Source organism: Micromonospora sp. M51, from assembly GCF_018070305.1.
GTDB lineage: Bacteria > Actinomycetota > Actinomycetes > Mycobacteriales > Micromonosporaceae > Micromonospora > Micromonospora parva.
Map to the genome: position 1 here is coordinate 1 of NZ_JAGPXZ010000025.1, position 18,457 is coordinate 18,457.

Sequence of the window (18,457 nt, forward strand, 5' to 3'; positions counted from 1 at the left end):
GCACGGTCGGGGCGCTCTCGGACGGCCGGTTCACCCTCGGCCTGGGTGCCGGGGAGAACCTGAACGAGCACGTGGTGGGCGGCTGGCCGCACGTCCAGCAGCGGCACGAGATGTTCGAGGAGGCGTTGCAGATCATCCGTCCGTTGCTCAACGGGGAGACGCTGACCTTCTCCGGCAACCACTTCGACGTGCCCGACGCCTACGTCTGGGACCGCCCGGAACGGCCGGTGCCGATGGCCGTCGCCGCGTCCGGTCGACAGTCCGCGACACTGGCCGCCGAGTACGGCAACGGCATCATCTCCACCGAACCCGACCGGCACATCATCGAGATGTACGACGACGCCGGGGGCGCCGGCCAGCCCCGCTACGGCCAGGTGGCCATCTGCTACGGCCCCGACGAGGCCGAGTGCCGCAAGATCGTGCACGACCAGTTCCGCTGGTTCGGGATGGGTTGGAAGGTCAACGCCGACCTGCCCAACCCGGACTCCTTCGCCGCCGCCACCCAGTTCGTGCGCGAGGAGGACGTCGCCGAGGGCATCTCCTGCGGTCCGGACGTGGACGCGCACGTCGAGGCGTTCGCCAAGTTCGTCGACGCCGGCTTCACCCACGTGGCGATCATCCAGGTCGGCGGGGAGACCCAGCCGATGTTCCTGGACTGGGCGCAGGAGCAACTGCTGCCCCGGTTGCGCGAGCTGTGAACCGAGACGTCGTCGACCGGCCGACCGGGTCGCCCCACCGCACCTCCGTCGGCCGGTTCGGGCCGGCCGACTTGCGGCTCGCCATGGCAGCGCCCCGGCCGGCTGGCGGACTGACCAGCGAGTGGCGGCTCGTCGACGGGCTGCGCACCCACACCCGCCGCAGCGCCGACCCGGTGAACGGGGCACCGCCCGTGGTGCTCGTGCACGGCCTGGCGGTCTCGCACCGGTATCTCACCCCGCTGGCCGTCGCGCTCTCCAGCACCCATCAGGTGTACGTGCCGGACCTGCCCGGCTTCGGGCTCTCCGCGCACCCCCGGGGCGCGTACGACGTCCGCCGGCACGCCGAGCATCTCGCCGCCTGGCTGGCCGCGTACCAGTTGCCGCCGGTCTGCCTGCTGGGGCACTCGTTCGGCGCGGAGGTCGCCGCCGCGCTCGCCGCTACCCACCCCGACGCGGTACGCGCGCTGGTGCTGGCCGGTCCGACGAGTGACCCGGCGGCCCGGTCCCGACGGGCCCAGTTCGGTCGTTGGCTGGTGGACATCCCGCGCGAGGCGCCGCTGCAGGCCCCGATCCTGGTGCGGGACGTCTGGAACGCCCGGCCCTGGCGGGTCCTTGCGACGCTGTCGCACTCGGTGCGTAACGCCATCGAGGCCGACCTCGTCCAGGTCGGCGTGCCGACTGTCGTCGTCACCGGCGACCGCGACCCGGTCGTGCCACACCTGTGGCGGAACAAGGCCACCCGACTGGTGCCGGCGGCGACAGTGGTGGTCGTACCCGGTGCCGCGCACAACGTGGTCACGACCGCGCCGACGGCGGTCGCGGACGCGATCCGCCACCTGCTCGCCCCACGACCCACATCCACGGACAGGTGACCATCATGCGTTTCGGCAACACGGAGATCCGCCCGCTCGGCGGTGGCCTCGGCTGCCTCCTGATGATCCTCTTCTCGATCGTCGCATCGGTGGTGCTGACCGTCCTGCTGAACCTGGTGCTCTGAGGCCGCACCCCTCAACGGCGCAGGCCCAGGGCGGTGAGCACCTCCCGGGCGCCCAGCCGGGCCGGGTCGAGCACCGAATGGCGGACCCAGCGGGCCACCGGCGCGACGGTGGCTCGCCACACCGCCCTGAGGCCCCGCACCACCGGCACGACCGTCACCGACCAGACCCACCGGAGGCCGCGCAGCAGCGGGCGCACTGTGTGCCGCCACAGCCAGCGCAGCCCTGTCCCGAGTGGGCGCAACACCAGCCGGTAGAGCTGTCGCAGCAGCCAGCCGGCCGTCCGCCACGCGCCGAGCACCGCGGCGACGACCAGCCGACCTGACCCCGCGACGAGCCACCAGAGCCCGCGCAGGAGCCCGACGAACGCGGCACTCAGCGCCCTGTCGAGCGCGCCGACGGCACGCCGCAGCAGCCGTCCGACGGGGGTGAGTGCCGCGCCCAACCAGCTCAGCGGCCGCAGGACCAGGCGCTCGGCGAGCCACGCCAGACCACGCCCGAGCGCGACCAGTGGCGGACGCAACCCTCGACGGGCCAACCAGACCAACGGGATCCAGATCACCGTGCGGGCCACCCACGCGAGTGCGGACGCCAGCCAGACCAGCGGCAACCACACCAGAGTGCGGGCCACCCACGCCAGCGCACGCCCTACCCACACCAGCGGCAGCCACACCAGGTGCCGGGCACACCAGGCCAGCGGCAGCCACACCACAGTGCGGGCCACCCACGCCAGACCACGGCCCACCCAGACCAGCGGCAGCCACACCAGGTGCCGGGCACACCAGGCCAGCGGGGGCCAGAACAGCCGGTGCAGCAGCCGGCCGGCAGCCGCGATCAGCTCCCAGAGCAGGCGTACGGGCAGCACCACGACCAGCGCCACACCGCGCGCGACGGCCGCGACGAGCGGAAGCGCGACGGCGGCCGGCTGCGCCGTTGCCGAGACCAGCGGGTCGCCGGCCGGATGCGCCATCGTCGGCGCGGCCCGGTGCTCGACCGACGGACCGGGCAGCGGCGGGCGCAGGGGGTGGCGGTCGGTCACGGTGGCACGGTAATCGGCCCGCGCCACACCGTGGGGGCGGGCCGCGCGAGGCGGCGGACGGCCGGTCAGCCGGCGGACAGCTCCACTGTGGCGAGCAGCGGATAGTGGTCGGAGGCGGTGGCCGTCGCATCGTCGCGGACCACCCGACAGTCGTGCAGCCGTTGCGCCACAGCGGTGCTGCCGAGCAGGTAGTCCAGCCGCATCCCGGCGAACTCGGCCCCGCCCAGCCGGGTGGGCACGGTGAGGCCGTCGGCCTCCGGTGCGTCGACGTTGCCCGCCGGCCAGAGGTCGACGAGGCCGGCGGCGAGCAGCCGGGCGATCGCGCGGGTGTCCACCGCACCGCCGGAGCGACGCAGGTGCCGCCGCCGGTAGAGCGTGGGCATGCCGGCCAACCGGGCGGTGTGGTCGGCTGTCGGGTCGAGCGCGTTGAGGTCACCGGTGACCAGCGCCAGCGGCCCCTCGTTGCGGCGCATCGCCGCGACCAACCAGTCGACCTCCATCCGCCGTCGACCCCCCGAGTACGGGTAGAGGTGGGTGCCGAGCACGGTGAACGGGCCGGCGGACGTGGCCACCACGACGCGGGCGGCGGCGTGGTGGAACGGGCGGCGCACCGACCCGGCGTCGACGACCCGGTACGGCGGCCGGACCAGCACCGCCACCGGCTGCCCGAAGCAGGACCGGGCCAGGTGGGGCGTCATCCCCACCCGGCCCGCCACGGTGGCCAGCAACCCGTCCCGGTCGAAGCCGCGCAGCTCCTGCAGGGCCAGCACGTCCGGTGCCTGCTCGTTGATGACCTGGACCACCTGATCCAGCCGGTCGGGGCCGCCGCGATCCCGACCGCCGGTGCGGATGTTCCAGGTCATCACCCGCAGCACGACGGCAACACCTAGTCGGCTCGGCCGGCCCGCGCCAGCTCGTCGTCGAGAGTGTCCACGTCCTCCGACTCGATGGCCGGCTGGTTGCCTTCCTTCAGGTCCTCGTTGGGGCGGACCACCAGGTAGAGCAACCCGATCCAGAGCGCGGAGAGCAGGATCGCGCCCATGAAGTCGGTCGGGTGGTGCATCCCCCGGTACATCCGGGAGGTGGCCACCCCGACCGGCATGATCACGGCCAGCGCCACGAAGAGCCACCGCCACCACCGGTCGGTACGCGGGAAGACGATGAGGGTGATCGCCAGCCAGATGCAGATCGTGGCCGCGATGTGCCCGGACGGGAACGACGAGGTGGGCATCTGCCCGTCCAGGTTCTCCACCGGCGGACGCGGCCGGTCGACGACGTGCGCCGACGCCAGGAAGAGGGTCAGCTCACCCACCATCGCCAGCGCCACGAAGAGCACCGGACGCCAGCGCCGCCACACCGCCAGCACCAGCGGGCAGAACACCAGCGAGATCAGCAGGATGGCGTGGGTGTCACCGAACTTGCTCCACCACCAGCTGACCTCGGTCAGCGCCTCGGTGTGCCGCTCGGCGAACCACTGCGGCACCTCGGTGTCCAGGGTGTCGAAGAAGGTGCCCTTGGCGTGGTAGCTGACGTACGTGCCGAAGGCGTACAGCGCCCCGAACACGATCACCCAGCCGACCAGCAGCTCGGCCACCGCAGAGCGGGGATGGGCCAACACGTGTTCCTCGGCGGGGGCGGGGGCGATGTCGTGCCCCGCCTCCGGCTCCAGGCCCTCGGTCAACGGCGGCACCGGCCGGCCGCGCTCGCGCCGCCACAGCCGGAAGGCGTACGCGGTGACGCCCAGCCAGGCGGCCCCGAGCAGCCAGGCGCCCAGCACGTCGGAGACGAAGTGCACGCCCAGCGCGATCCGGGTCAGGCCGACCAGCACCACCAGCACACCGACGCCGACGATGGCCGGCTTGCGCCAGCGGGGCGCCATCGCGGGCAGGAACACCAGCAGCAGCGCTCCGTACGCGACGAACGAGCCGAGCGCGTGCCCGCTCGGGAAGCTGTTGCCGGGCGCGCTGGCGATCGGCACGTCCACCACCGGACGGAGCCGGCCGACGAGCGTCTTCAGCGACGGGTCGAGGATCAGGCCACCGACCCCCGTGATGATCAGGTAGACGGCGAGCCGGGGTTGCCGCCGGATCAGCAGCCCGACCACGGCGATGGTGACCAGCCAGATGAGGATCGGCCGGCCGCCCAGGTCGGTCACCGCCTGGAGCACGGTGACCAGCGCGTGGTGCGGGGCGACGAGCCCGTTGAACCACTCGGCGAGCGCGTGGTCGGCGTCCTGCAGTGGGCTCCACCGCACCCGGACGAGCAACAACAGCAGCCCGAAGGCCACGCCCGCACCGGTGACGGCCACCAGGCCGGCAATGCTCCGTTCGGCGAAATGACCGATCGGACGGCGCGCCACCTCTTTGACCGCGGTCACCCCGCACCTCCCTTGTCGGCTCTGGCGAGGCGCTTTACCCGATCCGCGTCCGTTGTACACGCCGGTGCCGCTAGAGGGCCGACATGTCCCCGGTGTCGTACAGCTCGGCGCGGTCCGGGTCGGGCTCCCACAGGTCCGGTTGGGCGGGCTCCCGCACACCGATGCGCAGCGCCTCCAGTTGGGCGGCGAAGGCCAGCCCACCGAAGAGGGCCATCCCGGTCAGGTTCGCCCAGAGCAGCAGCGCCATCATGCCGGTCAACGCACCGTAGGTCTGCCCGAAATCGTCACTGAACCGCACGTACGCGGCGAGCAGCAGGCTGGCCAGCCACCACAGGGCCGTGGCGATCCCGGCGCCGAAGAACAGCCAGGAGAGGCCGGGCTGGTTGCGGCGTGGCGCCTGCCGGAACAGCACGGCAACGGCGAGGACGGTCAACGCGAGGCTCAGCGGGAAGCGGACCACGTTCCAGATGCCGTTGGCGACCTCACCCCACTCGTAGTGCTCCCGTACCGAGTCGCCAATCGCGCCGCCGCCGACCAGGATCAGGAAGCCGGCGAGCGCGGGCAGACCGGCGGTGACGGCCAGCACGGCGGCGCGGACATATTTCCGCAGCGCCGGGCGGTCCCGTTCGACCCCGTAGATGCGGTTGGCGCCCCGCTCGATCTGGGCCATCGTGGTGGTCAGCGCGAACAGGCCGGTGAGCAGACCGAGGGTGAGTGCCAGCTCCCCGGCATCCTCCACCCTTTCGCCCTCGCCGAGCAGCTCGCCGACCATCTGCGCGCTCTGGCCGGGGGTGACCGCCAGGACGGTGTCGGCGACAACCTGGCCGCCCTCCTGGACACCCAGCTCGCTGATCAGGCCGGTGAGGGCGATCAGGAAGGGCACCACGGCGAGGCACAGCTGCAGCGCGAAGGCCCGGGAGTGGCTGAACCCGTCGCCGTAACGGAAGCGGATGAAGGCGTCCCGCAGCAGGTGCCAGCCGCCCTCGCGACGCAGCGTGTGCCAGGCGTCGTCGGCGGACAGCTCCTCGTCGGCCATCAGCCGGGTCTCCGGCACGATGCGGGTGCTACTCACGACGCGCTTCCTCGATCAGCTGCTCGCCCCGCTCTCCGGCGCCCTGCGCGTCGACGGCCAGGTCGGGGGCGTCCTCGGGCTGGGGGACGCAGAGCCAGAGCGCCTGCGGGCGAACCTCGGCGTGCAGTTGCCGGCCCGGTGTGATGAGGTCGCCGTCCAGCTCCCGGGGCTGTGCCCGGTTGCTGGTGACCACCACACGCCGGCCCCGGAACACCTCCATCTGTGGCACCCGGCCGCTGCGACGGACCACCGCCCAACCGAGCGCGAGCCAGTGCCGCAGGCTGCGCGGGGTGAGCACGGCGACGTCGAGCCAGCCGTCGTCCGGCTCGGCCTCGGTGAGCAGGCGAACCCCGCCCTGCAGGCGGCCGACGTTGGCGATCAGGACCGAGCGGGCCCGGCGGCGCAGCGGCGGGCGGTCGTCGATGCGGATCTGCACCCGCATCGGCCGGTCGCGCAGGTGCCGGGCCGCGCCCATCACGTACGCCGGCCAGCCGATGCGGGCCTTGGTGGTCTCGTTGGTGGCTTCGAGCATCTGGGCGTCGAAGCCCATGCCGGCCATCACTGTGAAGTACTGATCCTCGACCGCGCCGACGTCGAGCAGCCGTCGGCCGCGTTCGACAGCGACCTCCAACCCGGCGGCCAGGTCGGTGGAGAGCCCCAGGTTGGCGGCGAGCAGGTTGCCGGTGCCCTGCGGCAGCACGGCGAGGGCCACGTCGGTGCCGACGAGCGCGCTGACGCAGGACATCACGGTGCCGTCACCGCCGCAAGCGAAGACCAGGTCGACGCCGGCCTTGACGGCCTGCTCGGTCTGGCCGCGGCCCGGGTCGTCGACTGTCGTCTCGTACCACTGCGGCGCTGGCCAGCCGGCGGCGGCCAGGGCGTCGTCGACGGTGCGTCGCAGCTCGTCGAGATCGTCGACCTTCACCGGGTTGACCACCACGGCGGAGCGCAGCCCGCCGTCGCCGCCTGAGGGCCGTCTGTCCTGTCCAGCATCCACGGCGCCAGTGTGCAACACGCGGACGGCTTCAGCGACCCGGCGACCGGCCCGCGTCGGAAGTGCCACAGACAGGTTTCAAGATGGCTCCACCCGTCAGGCCGCCGCCCGCAGCGCGAGCTCCACCCGCCGGCGCAGATCGTCGAGGTCGACCCCGGACTCGGTGAGCACCAGCGCGCCCAGCCCGTTGCCCTCCCGCAGCACCCCGAGCAAGATGTGCTCGGTGCCGATGTGGCGGTGGCGCAGGCGCAGGGCCTCCCGCAGGGACAGCTCCAGCACCTTCTTCGAGCGGGGCGAGAACGGGCCGCCGAGGTAGCGCTTACGCCCCCAGCGGCGGCGTGGCGCCGGCACCGCCTCCCGCAGTGCGTCCGGGCCGAAGGACTGCTCGATGCGGGCCACGATCGCGGCCAGGTCGATGCCGATCTCCCGCAGGGCCGCCGCGTCCGCGTCGCCGAGGCCGACGCCGCTGGCGGTGTGCTGGCGGACGCGTTCGCGCAGGTCGTCGGCGCGCACCCCGGCGTCGGCGAGCACCCGGCTGGCCAGCCCGGCGTCGTCGGCGAGCAGGGCGAGCAGCAGGTGCTCGGTGCCGACCGGCCGTTGACCCTCGGCCCGTGCCTCCTCCAGAGCCCGCCGCACCACGTCGCGCGCCCGGTCGGTGAACCGTTCGAACATCACGCCTCCCAGGATGAGTTGACCGCCGGTCGCCCGGCGTGCTTCTTGTGCACTGCCTGTCGGCTGACCTCGAGCGTGTCGGCGATCTCCTGCCAGGACCAGCCCTGTCGTCGGGCGTTGTCCACCTGGACCACCTCGAGCCGCTCGAGCAGCCGGCGGAGCGCGCGGACGGCGCGGAGCCCGACCCGGGGGTCGGTGCTGCCGGCTGCCGCCGCGAGTTCTGTCGCCTGACTCATGCTGTCAACATACGTTGACAGCACTCGCCGTGTCAACTCTGGTTGACGAGAGGTGGCCGAAGCCGATCCGCCAGGGCGATCGTCCGACTACCCTCGGTCAGGGGACAGCTTGGTCGTGCCGGGCGCGACGCCCGGGAGGTGATATCGGATGGCCGCACCCGCCGACGCAGCGGTGCTGGTCGGCCTCGGGTCGGAACTCGACCTTCCGGTCGTCGAACAGGCCGCGCAGGAGGCCTCCGACCACGGCCGGCCACTGCACCTGCTGAACACCTTCGACTGGCGCGCGGCGTTCGACGCGGACACCGTCGCCGCACCCCGCGACCAGGCCGAAAAGCTGATCGCCCGCGCCGCCCAGCTCGCCCACCAGACCGAGCCGGGGCTGACCGTACGCGGGGAGATCGTCGAGAGTGCCATGCTGCCCACCCTCATGCGCCGCTCGGAGGCTGCCTTCCTGCTGGCCGTCGGCGACAGCGGCATGGCGGGCAGCGGTCAGTGCGTTCCGGCCGAGACGACCGCCGTGCAGTTGGCCGCCCGGGCCGGCTGCCCCCTGTTGGTGGTCCGGCGTGAGCCGCCACCGCAGGGCCCGGTGCTGGTGGGAGTGGACGGCTCGCCCAGCTCGCACCTCGCCCTGCAGTGGGCCGTGGAGTGCGCGGCCCGCCGCGACGCCCGACTGCTGGCCCTGCGGGTGGTGGAGTACGACGAGGACACCGACGCTGTCGCCGAGCAGCTCACCGAGGCACTGGCCCGGCACACCGGCCGCGACAACACCGTGCCGACCGAGTGTCGCGTGGTACGCGGCGACCCCGCCGAGGTGCTGATCGACACCTCCCGCCACGCGCAGGTGGCACTGGTCGCCGCCCGCGGCGACGAACCGGGCCGGGCCATGCTGGGCGCGGTCGCCCAGTCCCTGCTCTACCACTCCCCCGCCCCGGTGGTCGTCGTCCGCGGCCTGGCGAAGAAGCCGCTGACCGGGCCCACCACTCGCCTGGCGCGGCGCAAGCAACCCTGACCCGGGGCGTCGCCGGCCGCGAGGGCTCCGCGCCTCAACGGTGGCTGACCTGGGGCGAAGCCTTCGTCGTCCCACGGCTGTGGCGCGATCACCTGACCGCGCCACAGCACAACTGTTACGGCCGCGTGGGGGTCACGCAGTTGGACATTCCGCTTTCCAACGCACCGTTGACGGCGGTGACGCAGAATTCGTAGTTCGAGGCGCCGAAGACCAGGTACCCGACGCCCCAACTGGTGTCGCTGATGATCTGATCACTCGCGCTGAACGTCGTGCCAAAGATGAGGTTGCCGCGCCCGCCACCAGAGACTGCAACCCTCGGACGCGTACCGGCACTCTGCACTCTGAAAGTGCCTTCCGTGACAGACGATCAGGACCCTCGACAAGTCCCATCGTTCCAGATCAGAAGGCACTTTCGCGTTCCCGGCCCACCCACCGGACAGCCCTTAACGAAGGGCCGAGGCTAGGACGTTCAACCGGCTGGGCCCCGGAGCCGTGGTGACGGTTCCGGGGCCCAGCTTTTGGTTGTGGTCAAGGTGTGACGGTCAACTGCCGGCTGGTCGTGTGGGGGTCATGCAGGTGGTTCGGGCTGATTCGAGGGTGCCGTTGATGGAGGTGACGCAGTATTCGTAGTTCCAGAAGCCTGAGGTTAGGTAGGCGATGCCGTGGGTGGGTTCGGTGAATGTTTGTTCGCTTGGGGTCAGGGGGCTGCCGTTGGTGAGGTCGCGGGTCCAGACGCGGTAGCCGGCGGCTGTGTCGTTTTTGGTCCAGGTGAGTTGGACGGTGTTGGCGTCGAGGGGGTTGATCTGTAGGCCGGTGGGTGCGGTGGGGGTTGTGGTGCCGACTCTGATGGGGCGTGCGTTGTTGGGGAGGCCGGAGCCGGTGGTGTTCCAGCTGGCTACGGCGATGATGTAGCGGTGGTTGGGCTTGAGGCCGTCGATGCGGGCGGAGAAGCCTTTGATGCCGGTGCTGGAGAGGATGGCGTTGGGGGTGTCCTGGTCCCAGTAGAGGACTTCGTAGCGTTCGATGGCGTCGGGGTTGGTGGGTACGCCCCAGGTGATGGTGAAGCCGGTGGCGGTGGGTTGGGTGATGATTCCGGTGGGTCCGGGGGGTGCCGTCGGGTTGGCTGTCGCCCTTGTGGGGGGAGTGACCAGTCGGATTTTTGGTCGTCGGTGTCGCCGTTGTCGGTGCGGACCTGGTATTCCCAGGTCAGGTCTTTGGGGGAGAGGGTTTCGTGGCGGTTGGCTTGTACGCGGGATTCGTTCCAGGTGGTGGTGCCGACCAGTCGGGAGCGGACGGTGTATCCGTGGGCGCCGAAGACCTTGGGCCAGTTGACGGTGACGCCTTGAGGGCCTTCGCCGGCGGTGATTCCGTCGGGTATGGGCGTGGGTCGTTTCGGGATGGTGGTGGGGATGTCGAGGGGTTTGGTGCCGTATCCGAAGTCGTTGTGCAGGGTTTCGGTGAATGCTCGGGCGATTTGGTATTCGCCGGTGGCGTTGGGGTGCAGTCCGTCGTAGCCGGCGGGGCAGCTGGTGGGTTCGCAGTCGTAGTTTTCGCGCCACTTGACTAGCTTCACTGGTGACTGGTTGGTGTTCCAGGTCGGGATCGCCTGGGCCAGCCGAGAGTTGTAGTCATTGGTTTTGTCGGGTAGTTGTTCGTTGCCGCCCAGCAGGGTGCGTTGCGGGACGTTGGCTATCGCGAGCTTGATGTTGGGATTGGCGTCGCGGGCTCTGTCGACCAACACTTTCATGCTGTCCACGGTGTCCTTGGGGTTGGTGACCGACCAGCCCAGATCGTTGAAGCCCAGGCCGAGCAGGATCAGGTCAGGCTTCTGCTGCTGCACCTGGTACTGGATCAGGCTCTTGGCAACCGCTGCCTGCTGGCCCCACATCGCGAAGTGTTCGTCGTCGTCGAAGGTTTCCGCCCGCTTGTCGTACTCGCCGCCGATACGCGTCGATTCAGTCTCAGGCTCGGGTAATTGCCCTTGCAGAGTTGGCGGTTTACGTCCGGGTGCCCGGGCCGGCACGGTGCCCTTATAGGGGCCAACGAACTCGGCGTCCACGCCCTGTTCCCTGAACCACTCCGACAGTCGGTAACGCCAGGTCCAGTCGCCCTCGTCACCCTGACTCATCGAATCACCCACCACCATCACCCTGACGCTGCCCGTCGGATCAGGACCGTCGAGGTGGGTGAAGTAGACGGTGGAGTCACCGTCGCGTTCGTAGTTGCCGTTGAATCCCCAGTTGATCCAGCCGCCGTCGCCGTTGTTCCTCACCACGCCGACGTCGAGCGCGAAGACGGTCATGCCATTCACGTTCGCGAGGTGTTTCAAGTTCGAGAGATAACCAAAGGAGAACTGGTCGACCGACTTGACGACGAGGATGTTCGTGTCAGGGAAGCACTTCTGGTACTCGGTGGTCAGCGACCGGACGAGCTCCTCGCGGTCGCCGGGCACCGACCCGGTGTAGCCGCATCCCGGGTACGGTCCGTTCGCGGTCGACGTGTGCTGCGGAGTATCGGAATCGAAGTTGGAATCGGCGAATCCGGCCATGGGGTCGAAGGTGAGGTCGGCCGTCGCCGGATCGGTGAACGCCACCGTCATGCCGTCCGAGCTGCGGGTGAAGTTTCCGTAGAACGCCCAGTTGTTCCAGCCGCCGTCGCCCATGTTGTGGAACGTGCCTGTCTTGAACACGTGAACGTCGTAGCGGCCTCGACTCGCTACCCCGGATGGCCGTCCAACCTCGGTCGAGTCTTTCGCGTCGTAGTCCTGCATGCTGAACGCACTCGCGAACACCTGCGACGTCGGCGGGGACAACCATTCGTGGGATTGCTCGTCGTGCATCACCATGACGTTGTAGTCCGGGAAGCAGGTACGCACATCGTTGAGCAGTGCCCGTACGTGTCCGACCTGTGCGTCGTTGCTCAACCCGTTGTAAAGACTGTAGTACATGTTGCGATCCACCCGGTCGCGGGTCGTCACCTCACACTGCGGACCAGAAGACCATCCCGAGCGCCGCTCGGGAAGCGGCGGCGTCGTGAAGGTCACGGTCCGTCCATCGTCGCTCTTGGTCCAGTATCCCTCGTAGCCCCAGTTCTTGTAGCCGAGGTCACCGGCCTGATAGAAGGTGCCGGATTTGAAGACGTACACCCGATACTTCGTGTCACTCAATTCGATCGTGGTGACGAAGTACGCCTCCGTCATGTGTTGCGTGCTGCCGTTGTGGGGCTGGGCGATCACAACGTTGTAGCCGGGGAAGCAGTACGCCACCCGCCGAACGGCCTCCTTGACCTTGTCCGCCTTCTCGTTCTCCGAGGTGATTATGTAGGAAATCACCGACGCGAGACCCAGGAACATGTTGCCCATCACGAATTTCGGCTCCGCCCACACGATCGCCGGGGCCTGCGCCTTCGGGTCAGCATCAAGGCAGGCCGACGGCAGCGCTCCGGGCGTCAGCGCCGCTGCGTTCGCCTCGGGCACGGCGGCGGCCTTGGTCACGCCAACGTTGGTGGAGCCGGCCACAACCAGCACCAACGCAAGGAAGAACGCCATGAGACGGGTGCCGTGCCGCCTATTTTTGTGCAGCCATGATCGACTATGGGAATGAGACATGGAGGACTTCTCTCTGTCCGATCATGGCGCGCAGGGTGGAATCGGGAAGTCGACTCCGACAGATCATGGCGCCGGACTTCCAGGCCCACCCGCTGCCTGACCTGGGACAAGTAGGGGATCCGACGCTCGCCTCGACGTACACCGTCGATGGTCCGTCGTCAGTTGTCGGTCGTCAGTTCTTTACATCGATGATCTTTGTGTAAAATTCATAGATCTACAAGTCTCGAATCGATCACAGTCATTGGTCTCCCCGGCCCAGCCACCCCACGCAGCGCAAGCCGAGGTGGGCCCACCGACGGGTCCGGCCAGAGCGGACCACGTCCCCGACGGCCTTCACGCAGCGCCGATCCGACCCCGTCGACGCACCGACGCGACTACCCTCGGTCAGGGAAGAGGTGGCGGCGCGGGGAGGTGGGGCCGTTCGCGGACCGCCTCCACCGCGCCAGGCGGGACACACGTCCGCACCAGCGGGGACCAACGGCCCTGCCCCATCCTCTCGGCGGCGACGAAGCTGGACGTGGCCGGGAAAACCCGGGACACCGGATGCGACGTCCCCGATTTCGCGAGAGGCTTACGCAGCATGGACTCCGCTGTTGACCTGCACAGCCCTCTGACCGAAGACGAACTGCGTCGGCTGGACGCCTACTGGCGCGCCGCGAACTACCTCACCGTCGGGCAGATCTACCTGCTGGACAACCCGCTGCTGCGGGAGCCGTTGACAGTCGACGACATCAAGCCGCGACTGCTCGGCCACTGGGGCACCAGCCCCGGCCTCAACCTGATCTACGCCCACCTCAACCGGGTGATCGTTGCCCGCGACCTGAACGCCATGCTGGTCACCGGCCCCGGCCACGGCGGCCCGGCCATCGTGGCCAACACCTGGCTGGAGGGCACCTGGTCGGAGCGCTACCACGACGTGGCGCGCGACGAGGCCGGGATGTCCAAGCTGTTCCGCCAGTTCTCCTTCCCCGGCGGCATCCCCAGCCATGTGGCGGCGGACGTGCCGGGCTCGATCCACGAGGGCGGTGAGCTGGGGTACGCGCTGAGCCACGCCTACGGCGCCGCGTTCGACCACCCGGACCTCGTGGTGGCCTGCGTCGTTGGCGACGGTGAGGCGGAGACCGGGCCACTGGCCGGCAGTTGGCTCTCCAACGTGTTCCTCAACCCGGCGCGCGACGGGGCGGTGCTGCCCATCCTGCACCTCAACGGCTACAAGATCGCCAACCCGACCGTACTGTCCCGGATCCCCGAGGCCGACCTGCTCGACCTGATGCGCGGCTCGGGCTACCAGCCGTACGTGGTGGCCGGCGACGACCCGGCGCAGGTGCATGGCACGCTCGCCGCGACGATGGACCGGGCACTGGACGAGATCGCCGAGATCCAGCGGCGGGCCCGCTCCGGCGGCGTCGTCGAACGCCCCCGCTGGCCGATGATCATCCTGCGGACGCCGAAGGGCTGGACCGGTCCCGCCGAGGTCGACGGCATCCAGGTGGAGGGCACCTACCGTGCCCACCAGGTGCCGCTGTCGGGCGTACGCGACAACCCGGCGCACCTGGCCGAGCTGGAGCAGTGGCTGCGCAGCTACCGACCGGAGGAGCTGTTCGACGCCACCGGCGCGCCGGTGGACGAGCTGCGGACGCTGCCGCCGCGCGGTGACCGGCGGATGAGCGCCAACCCGGTCACCAACGGCGGCGTGGTGCTGCGGGACCTGACCCTGCCGGACTTCCGCAACTACGGCGTGGAGGTCCCCGAGCCGGGCACGCCGATGGCCGGCGCGACCGGTGTGCTCGGTCCGTGGATCCGCGACGTGATCAGCGCCAACCCGGAGACGTTCCGACTGTTCGGCCCGGACGAGGTCGCCTCCAATCGGCTGGGTGCCGCCTTCGAGGTGACCGACCGGGCGTGGGTGGCCGCGACGGTGCCCGGCGACGAGCACCTCTCCCCCGACGGGCGGGTCATGGAGGTGCTCTCCGAGCACCTGTGCCAGGGCTGGCTGGAGGGTTACCTGCTGACCGGCCGGCACGGCGTGTTCACCAGCTACGAGGCGTTCATCCACATCGTCGACTCGATGCTCAACCAGCACGCCAAGTGGCTGAAGGTGACCCGGGCCATCCCCTGGCGTCAGCCGATCGCCTCGCTGAACTACCTGCTGTCCAGCCACGTCTGGCGGCAGGACCACAACGGCTTCTCCCACCAGGATCCGGGCTTCATCGACCACGTCGTCAACAAGAAGGCCGAGGTGGTACGGGTCTACCTCCCGCCGGACGCGAACACGCTGCTCGCCACGATGGACCACTGCCTGCGCAGCCGGCACTACATCAACGTGGTGGTGGCCGGTAAGCAGGCCGCGCCGAACTGGCTGACGATGACGGAGGCGATCCAGCACACGCGGCGTGGCCTGGGCATCTGGGAGTGGGCCAGCAACGACGGCGGCACCGAACCGGACGTGGTGCTCGCCTGCTGCGGAGACGTGCCCACCCTGGAGACGCTGGCCGCCGTCGAGCTGCTGCGCCAGCACCTCCCGGAGTTGAAGGTGCGCCTGGTCAACGTGGTCGACCTGATGCGGCTCCAGCCGGACACCGAGCATCCGCACGGTCTGACCGACAGAGAGTTCGACACCATCTTCACCGAGGACCGGCCCATCATCTTCGCGTACCACGGCTACCCGTGGCTGATCCACCGCCTCACCTACCGGCGGATCAACCACGAGAACCTGCACGTGCGCGGTTACAAGGAGGAGGGCACCACCACCACCCCGTTCGACATGGTGATGCTCAACGACCTGGACCGCTTCCACCTGGTCATCGACGTCATCGACCGGGTGCCCGGGCTGGCCGCCAGCGCCGCGCACCTGCGTCAACGGATGGTCGACGCCCGGCAGGCGGCCCGCGACTACACCCGCCGGTACGGCGAGGACGACCCCGAGGTCGCCGAGTGGCGCTGGATCCGCGAAACCGACCCGACCACCCCCTGAAGCTGGATCCGCGAAACCGACCCGACCACCCCCTGAAGGAGGACGACGTGCGCGACGCGGAGATCCTGGTTGGCTACGACGGCTCCACCGACGCCTCGCTGGCCCTGAACTGGGCCGTGCAGGAGGCGCGGCACAGCGGCCAGCCGGTGCGGCTGGCGTACGTCTTCGAATGGCTGACGGTGGCCAGTTGGGTCGGCCCGGGGGTGGCGCCCGGCGTGTGGCCCGACGACACCGCCCGCCGGCAGGTCGACGAGCTGGTCCGCAAGGCCGCGGCGGACGCCGCCGCGGCCAACCCCGGGCTGAAGATCACCGGTGAGGTGTACGACGGGCCGCCCACCCTGGTGCTCCAGGAGCGCTCGGCCGAGGCCGGGCTGCTGGTGCTCGGCAGCCGGGGCCACGGCGGATTCGGCGGCCTGCTGGTCGGGTCGACGGCGGTGTCCGTCGCCGCGCACGCCCACTGCCCGGTCGTGGTGGTCCGCGACGGGGTCGGCAGCGCCGCCACCGACACGTCGAGCCGCCCGGTGGCGGTCGGCGTGGACGGCTCGGAACCCTCGCTGGTGGCGCTCGGCTTCGCGGCTGAGCGGGCGGTGCAGCGGCAGGTGCCGTTGCGCGTCCTGCACGCCTGGACACCGGGCCCCGGCGGAGCGGCCGGGGTGCCCGACGAGCGGGCCGCCGTGGACGAGGCGCTGGAGCCGTGGCGACGGACCTACCCCGAGCTGCCGATGACCGTCGACCTGGTGTCGACCAGCCCGGCGGCGATGCTGATCGAGGCGAGTCGGGACGCACTGCTGGTGGTGGTCGGTAGCCGGGGCCGGGGCGGGCTGGCCGGCATGCTGCTCGGCTCGGTCAGCCAGCAGCTCATCCAACACGCCCGCTGCCCCGTCGCGGTGGTCCGCGAACGCTGAGCACCGCGGGCGTAACGACCCGGCGGGGACGGGACCTGTGGCCCTGCGGAGACACCACCGGGTGTCGCAGGATGAGGCGGCAACCCCGGCGCGGCGGCGCGCCGTGCGGCACGATGAGCAGAGACGGAAAGGTCGTGACCATGAGTCAGGAAGGCCAGCTGACCACCGCGCTGGCGGAGGCCGCCGCCACCGCCGGCCACGCCCCCTCGGTGCACAACACCCAGCCGTGGCGCTGGCGGGTGCTGCCCGACGCGTTGGAGCTGCGCTCCGTCGCCGACCGGCAGCTCGCCGCCAGCGACCCCGACGGGCGACTGCTCGCCATCAGCTGCGGCACCGCCCTGCACCACGCCCGACTGGCGCTGGCCGCCGAGGGGTGGCGCGCCGTGGTGGAACGGCTGCCCGACCCGGCCGACACCGAGCTGCTGGCCCGGCTGACCGACCTCAGCCACACCACGGCCGACCCGGACGCCATGCGCATGGTGCAGTGCATGCAGGTGCGGCACACCGATCGCCGGCCGGTCAGCGACGAGCCGGTGCCGCCCACGGCGATCCAGGAGATCACCCGGGCGGTCAGCGCGGAAGGCTGCCGGTTGCAGATCCTCGACCGCGACCAGGTGCTGGAGCTGGCCGCCACCGCCGGGCACGCCGACACTGTCGAGGCCGAGGACACGGAGATGCGTACCGAGCTGGCGTACTGGACCAGCCGGGCCGGCTCGGGCACCGGTCTGCCGGCGGAGGTGCTGCCCGAGCAGCCCGCGCAGACCACCGTCCCGGGGCGTGACTTCGGTCGGCCCGGCAGCCTGCCGGTGGGTCCCGGGCACGACCAGATGGCGGTGTACGCGATGCTGCACGGCGACGAGGACGAACGGGACAGCTGGCTGCGCGCCGGCGAGGCGCTCTCCGCCGGTTGGTTGACCGCCACCCGGCTCGGCGTGTCGGTGGTGCCGCTCAGCGCGGTGGTGGAGGTGCCGGGCACCCGGCAGACCCTGCGTCAGCTGCTCTCCGGCATCGGCTTCCCGTACCTGGTGCTGCGGTTGGGCATCGCCGATCCGACCCGGTCCGGCCCGCCGCACACGCCACGGTTGACCACCGCCCAGGTGGTCGACACCTCGGCCGTGCGCTGACGGCCCCTGACGACGGGCGACGCCAGCGCTACCATCCCCCGATGACCAGCAGCACCCCCTCGCCCCGGCAGGAACCGTCCACGACACCGTCGCTCGGGCTGAGCCCGCTGTCGCGGGTCCGTCTCGACGAGCTGCTGCAGGAGATGCTGGTCCGCGTCGGTGAGGTGGTGACCAGCCGGGAGCGGCTGCGGGCCCTGCTGGACGCGGTGGTCGGCATCGGCACCAACCTGGATCTGCGTACCACCCTGCAACGCATCGTGCAGGCGGCCTGCGAGCTGGTCGGCGCCCGGTACGGCGCGCTCGGCGTGGTCGGCCCGGACCGGCTGCTGCACGACTTCATCGTCCACGGCATCACCCCCGAGCAGCATGAGCGGATCGGTGACCTGCCGCACGGGCGGGGCGTGCTCGGTCTGCTCATCGACGACCCCCGCCCGCTGCGGATGCCCGACATCACCCAGCACCCCCGCTCCTACGGCTTCCCGGCCAACCACCCGCCCATGCACAGCTTCCTGGGGGTGCCGGTCCTCATCCGCGACCAGGTCTTCGGCAACCTCTACCTGGCGGAGAAGCAGGGCGGCGCGCAGTTCACCGAGGACGACGAGGAGATCGTCGTCGCGCTCGCCGCCGCCGCCGGCGTGGCCATCGAGAACGCCCGCCTGTACGCCGTGGCGCACCGGCGGCAACGCTGGCTCGCCGCCACCGCCGAGATCACCACGGTGCTGCTCGGCGAGGTCCGCCGTACCGACGCGTTGGCG

16 protein-coding genes and 1 pseudogene are annotated in these 18,457 nt (G+C 70.6%); 8 read left to right on the forward strand and 9 right to left on the reverse strand.

The window, feature by feature from the left end:
• The 3 genes from KBX53_RS02945 to KBX53_RS36805 form a co-directional block, all read left to right on the forward strand.
• Window positions 1–698, forward strand: a 698-nt coding sequence (locus tag KBX53_RS02945; RefSeq protein ID WP_210857724.1) for a TIGR03557 family F420-dependent LLM class oxidoreductase, incomplete at its 5' end; no start/stop codon positions are given.
• Window positions 699–781: 83 nt separating this feature from the next.
• Window positions 782–1,570: an alpha/beta fold hydrolase gene (locus KBX53_RS02950; RefSeq protein WP_210857725.1), complete on the forward strand. Its 789-nt coding sequence runs from the start codon at window positions 782–784 to the stop codon at window positions 1,568–1,570.
• Entirely contained in the window at window positions 1,567–1,695 is a 129-nt protein-coding gene (locus KBX53_RS36805) for a hypothetical protein (RefSeq protein ID WP_256443305.1), read from the forward strand. Before KBX53_RS02950 ends, KBX53_RS36805 begins: the two co-directional genes overlap by 4 nt.
• 11 nt (window positions 1,696–1,706) lie before the next feature.
• Here the strand turns inward: KBX53_RS36805 and KBX53_RS02955 are convergent, their stop codons facing one another.
• The 7 genes from KBX53_RS02955 to KBX53_RS02985 form a co-directional block, all read right to left on the reverse strand.
• On the reverse strand, window positions 1,707–2,732 hold the full coding sequence (locus KBX53_RS02955) for a hypothetical protein (protein ID WP_210857726.1): 1,026 nt from the start codon (window positions 2,730–2,732) through the stop codon (window positions 1,707–1,709).
• Window positions 2,733–2,797: 65 nt separating this feature from the next.
• Window positions 2,798–3,607: an endonuclease/exonuclease/phosphatase family protein gene (locus tag KBX53_RS02960; protein WP_210857727.1), complete on the reverse strand. Its 810-nt coding sequence runs from the start codon at window positions 3,605–3,607 to the stop codon at window positions 2,798–2,800.
• An 11-nt stretch (window positions 3,608–3,618) separates the two neighbouring features.
• Window positions 3,619–5,109, reverse strand: coding sequence for a phosphatase PAP2 family protein (locus tag KBX53_RS02965; RefSeq protein WP_210857728.1), 1,491 nt, complete (start codon window positions 5,107–5,109; stop codon window positions 3,619–3,621).
• A 70-nt stretch (window positions 5,110–5,179) separates the two neighbouring features.
• On the reverse strand, window positions 5,180–6,181 hold the full coding sequence (locus KBX53_RS02970) for a YihY/virulence factor BrkB family protein (protein WP_030336058.1): 1,002 nt from the start codon (window positions 6,179–6,181) through the stop codon (window positions 5,180–5,182).
• Window positions 6,174–7,178 (reverse strand): diacylglycerol kinase family protein, encoded by a 1,005-nt coding sequence (locus KBX53_RS02975; protein ID WP_307857948.1) that lies wholly within the window; start codon window positions 7,176–7,178, stop codon window positions 6,174–6,176. The genes KBX53_RS02970 and KBX53_RS02975 overlap by 8 nt, the downstream gene beginning before the upstream one ends.
• A 93-nt stretch (window positions 7,179–7,271) precedes the next feature.
• Window positions 7,272–7,847: a Clp protease N-terminal domain-containing protein gene (locus KBX53_RS02980; protein ID WP_210857729.1), complete on the reverse strand. Its 576-nt coding sequence runs from the start codon at window positions 7,845–7,847 to the stop codon at window positions 7,272–7,274.
• Entirely contained in the window at window positions 7,847–8,083 is a 237-nt protein-coding gene (locus KBX53_RS02985; protein ID WP_030336062.1) for an HTH domain-containing protein, read from the reverse strand. Before KBX53_RS02985 ends, KBX53_RS02980 begins: the two co-directional genes overlap by 1 nt.
• Window positions 8,084–8,231: 148 nt before the next feature.
• Here KBX53_RS02985 and KBX53_RS02990 point away from each other — a divergent pair, with 148 nt between their 5' ends.
• The gene (locus tag KBX53_RS02990; RefSeq protein ID WP_210857730.1) at window positions 8,232–9,092 is read left to right on the forward strand and encodes a universal stress protein; all 861 of its coding nucleotides are present in this window, start codon (window positions 8,232–8,234) and stop codon (window positions 9,090–9,092) included.
• A 542-nt stretch (window positions 9,093–9,634) separates the two neighbouring features.
• On the opposite strand, the gene KBX53_RS37255 is transcribed toward KBX53_RS02990, so the two are convergent.
• A complete protein-coding gene (locus KBX53_RS37255) occupies window positions 9,635–10,651 on the reverse strand; it encodes a fibronectin type III domain-containing protein (RefSeq protein WP_369009998.1) in 1,017 nt (338 codons plus the stop codon).
• A pseudogene (locus tag KBX53_RS36975) lies at window positions 10,567–12,699 on the reverse strand (SGNH/GDSL hydrolase family protein); the annotation flags it as partial. The gene KBX53_RS37255 and the pseudogene KBX53_RS36975, both read right to left, overlap by 85 nt.
• A gap of 580 nt (window positions 12,700–13,279) precedes the next feature.
• Between KBX53_RS36975 and KBX53_RS03000 the strand changes: the two are divergent.
• The 4 genes from KBX53_RS03000 to KBX53_RS03015 form a co-directional block, all read left to right on the forward strand.
• Window positions 13,280–15,673, forward strand: coding sequence for a phosphoketolase (locus KBX53_RS03000; protein WP_210857732.1), 2,394 nt, complete (start codon window positions 13,280–13,282; stop codon window positions 15,671–15,673).
• A 47-nt stretch (window positions 15,674–15,720) separates the two neighbouring features.
• Complete coding sequence (locus KBX53_RS03005; RefSeq protein WP_210857733.1) at window positions 15,721–16,578, forward strand: universal stress protein; 858 nt, start codon at window positions 15,721–15,723, stop codon at window positions 16,576–16,578.
• Between the two features lie 71 nt (window positions 16,579–16,649).
• Window positions 16,650–17,702, forward strand: coding sequence for a nitroreductase (locus KBX53_RS03010; RefSeq protein WP_247675021.1), 1,053 nt, complete (start codon window positions 16,650–16,652; stop codon window positions 17,700–17,702).
• A 41-nt stretch (window positions 17,703–17,743) separates the two neighbouring features.
• A partial coding sequence (locus KBX53_RS03015) for a GAF domain-containing protein (RefSeq protein ID WP_210857735.1) occupies window positions 17,744–18,457 on the forward strand: 714 nt, incomplete at its 3' end.

What these genes read in the sequence shown, in the direction of transcription:
- KBX53_RS02950 (WP_210857725.1), top strand. Translation starts at nt 782, where the DNA reads ATGGCAGCGCCCCGGCCGGCTGGCGGACTGACCAGCGAGTGGCGGCTC.
- KBX53_RS02980 (WP_210857729.1), bottom strand. Translation starts at nt 7,847, where the DNA reads ATGTTCGAACGGTTCACCGACCGGGCGCGCGACGTGGTGCGGCGGGCT.
- KBX53_RS02985 (WP_030336062.1), bottom strand. Translation starts at nt 8,083, where the DNA reads ATGAGTCAGGCGACAGAACTCGCGGCGGCAGCCGGCAGCACCGACCCC.
- KBX53_RS02990 (WP_210857730.1), top strand. Translation starts at nt 8,232, where the DNA reads ATGGCCGCACCCGCCGACGCAGCGGTGCTGGTCGGCCTCGGGTCGGAA.
- KBX53_RS03000 (WP_210857732.1), top strand. Translation starts at nt 13,280, where the DNA reads ATGGACTCCGCTGTTGACCTGCACAGCCCTCTGACCGAAGACGAACTG.
- KBX53_RS03010 (WP_247675021.1), top strand. Translation starts at nt 16,650, where the DNA reads ATGAGGCGGCAACCCCGGCGCGGCGGCGCGCCGTGCGGCACGATGAGC.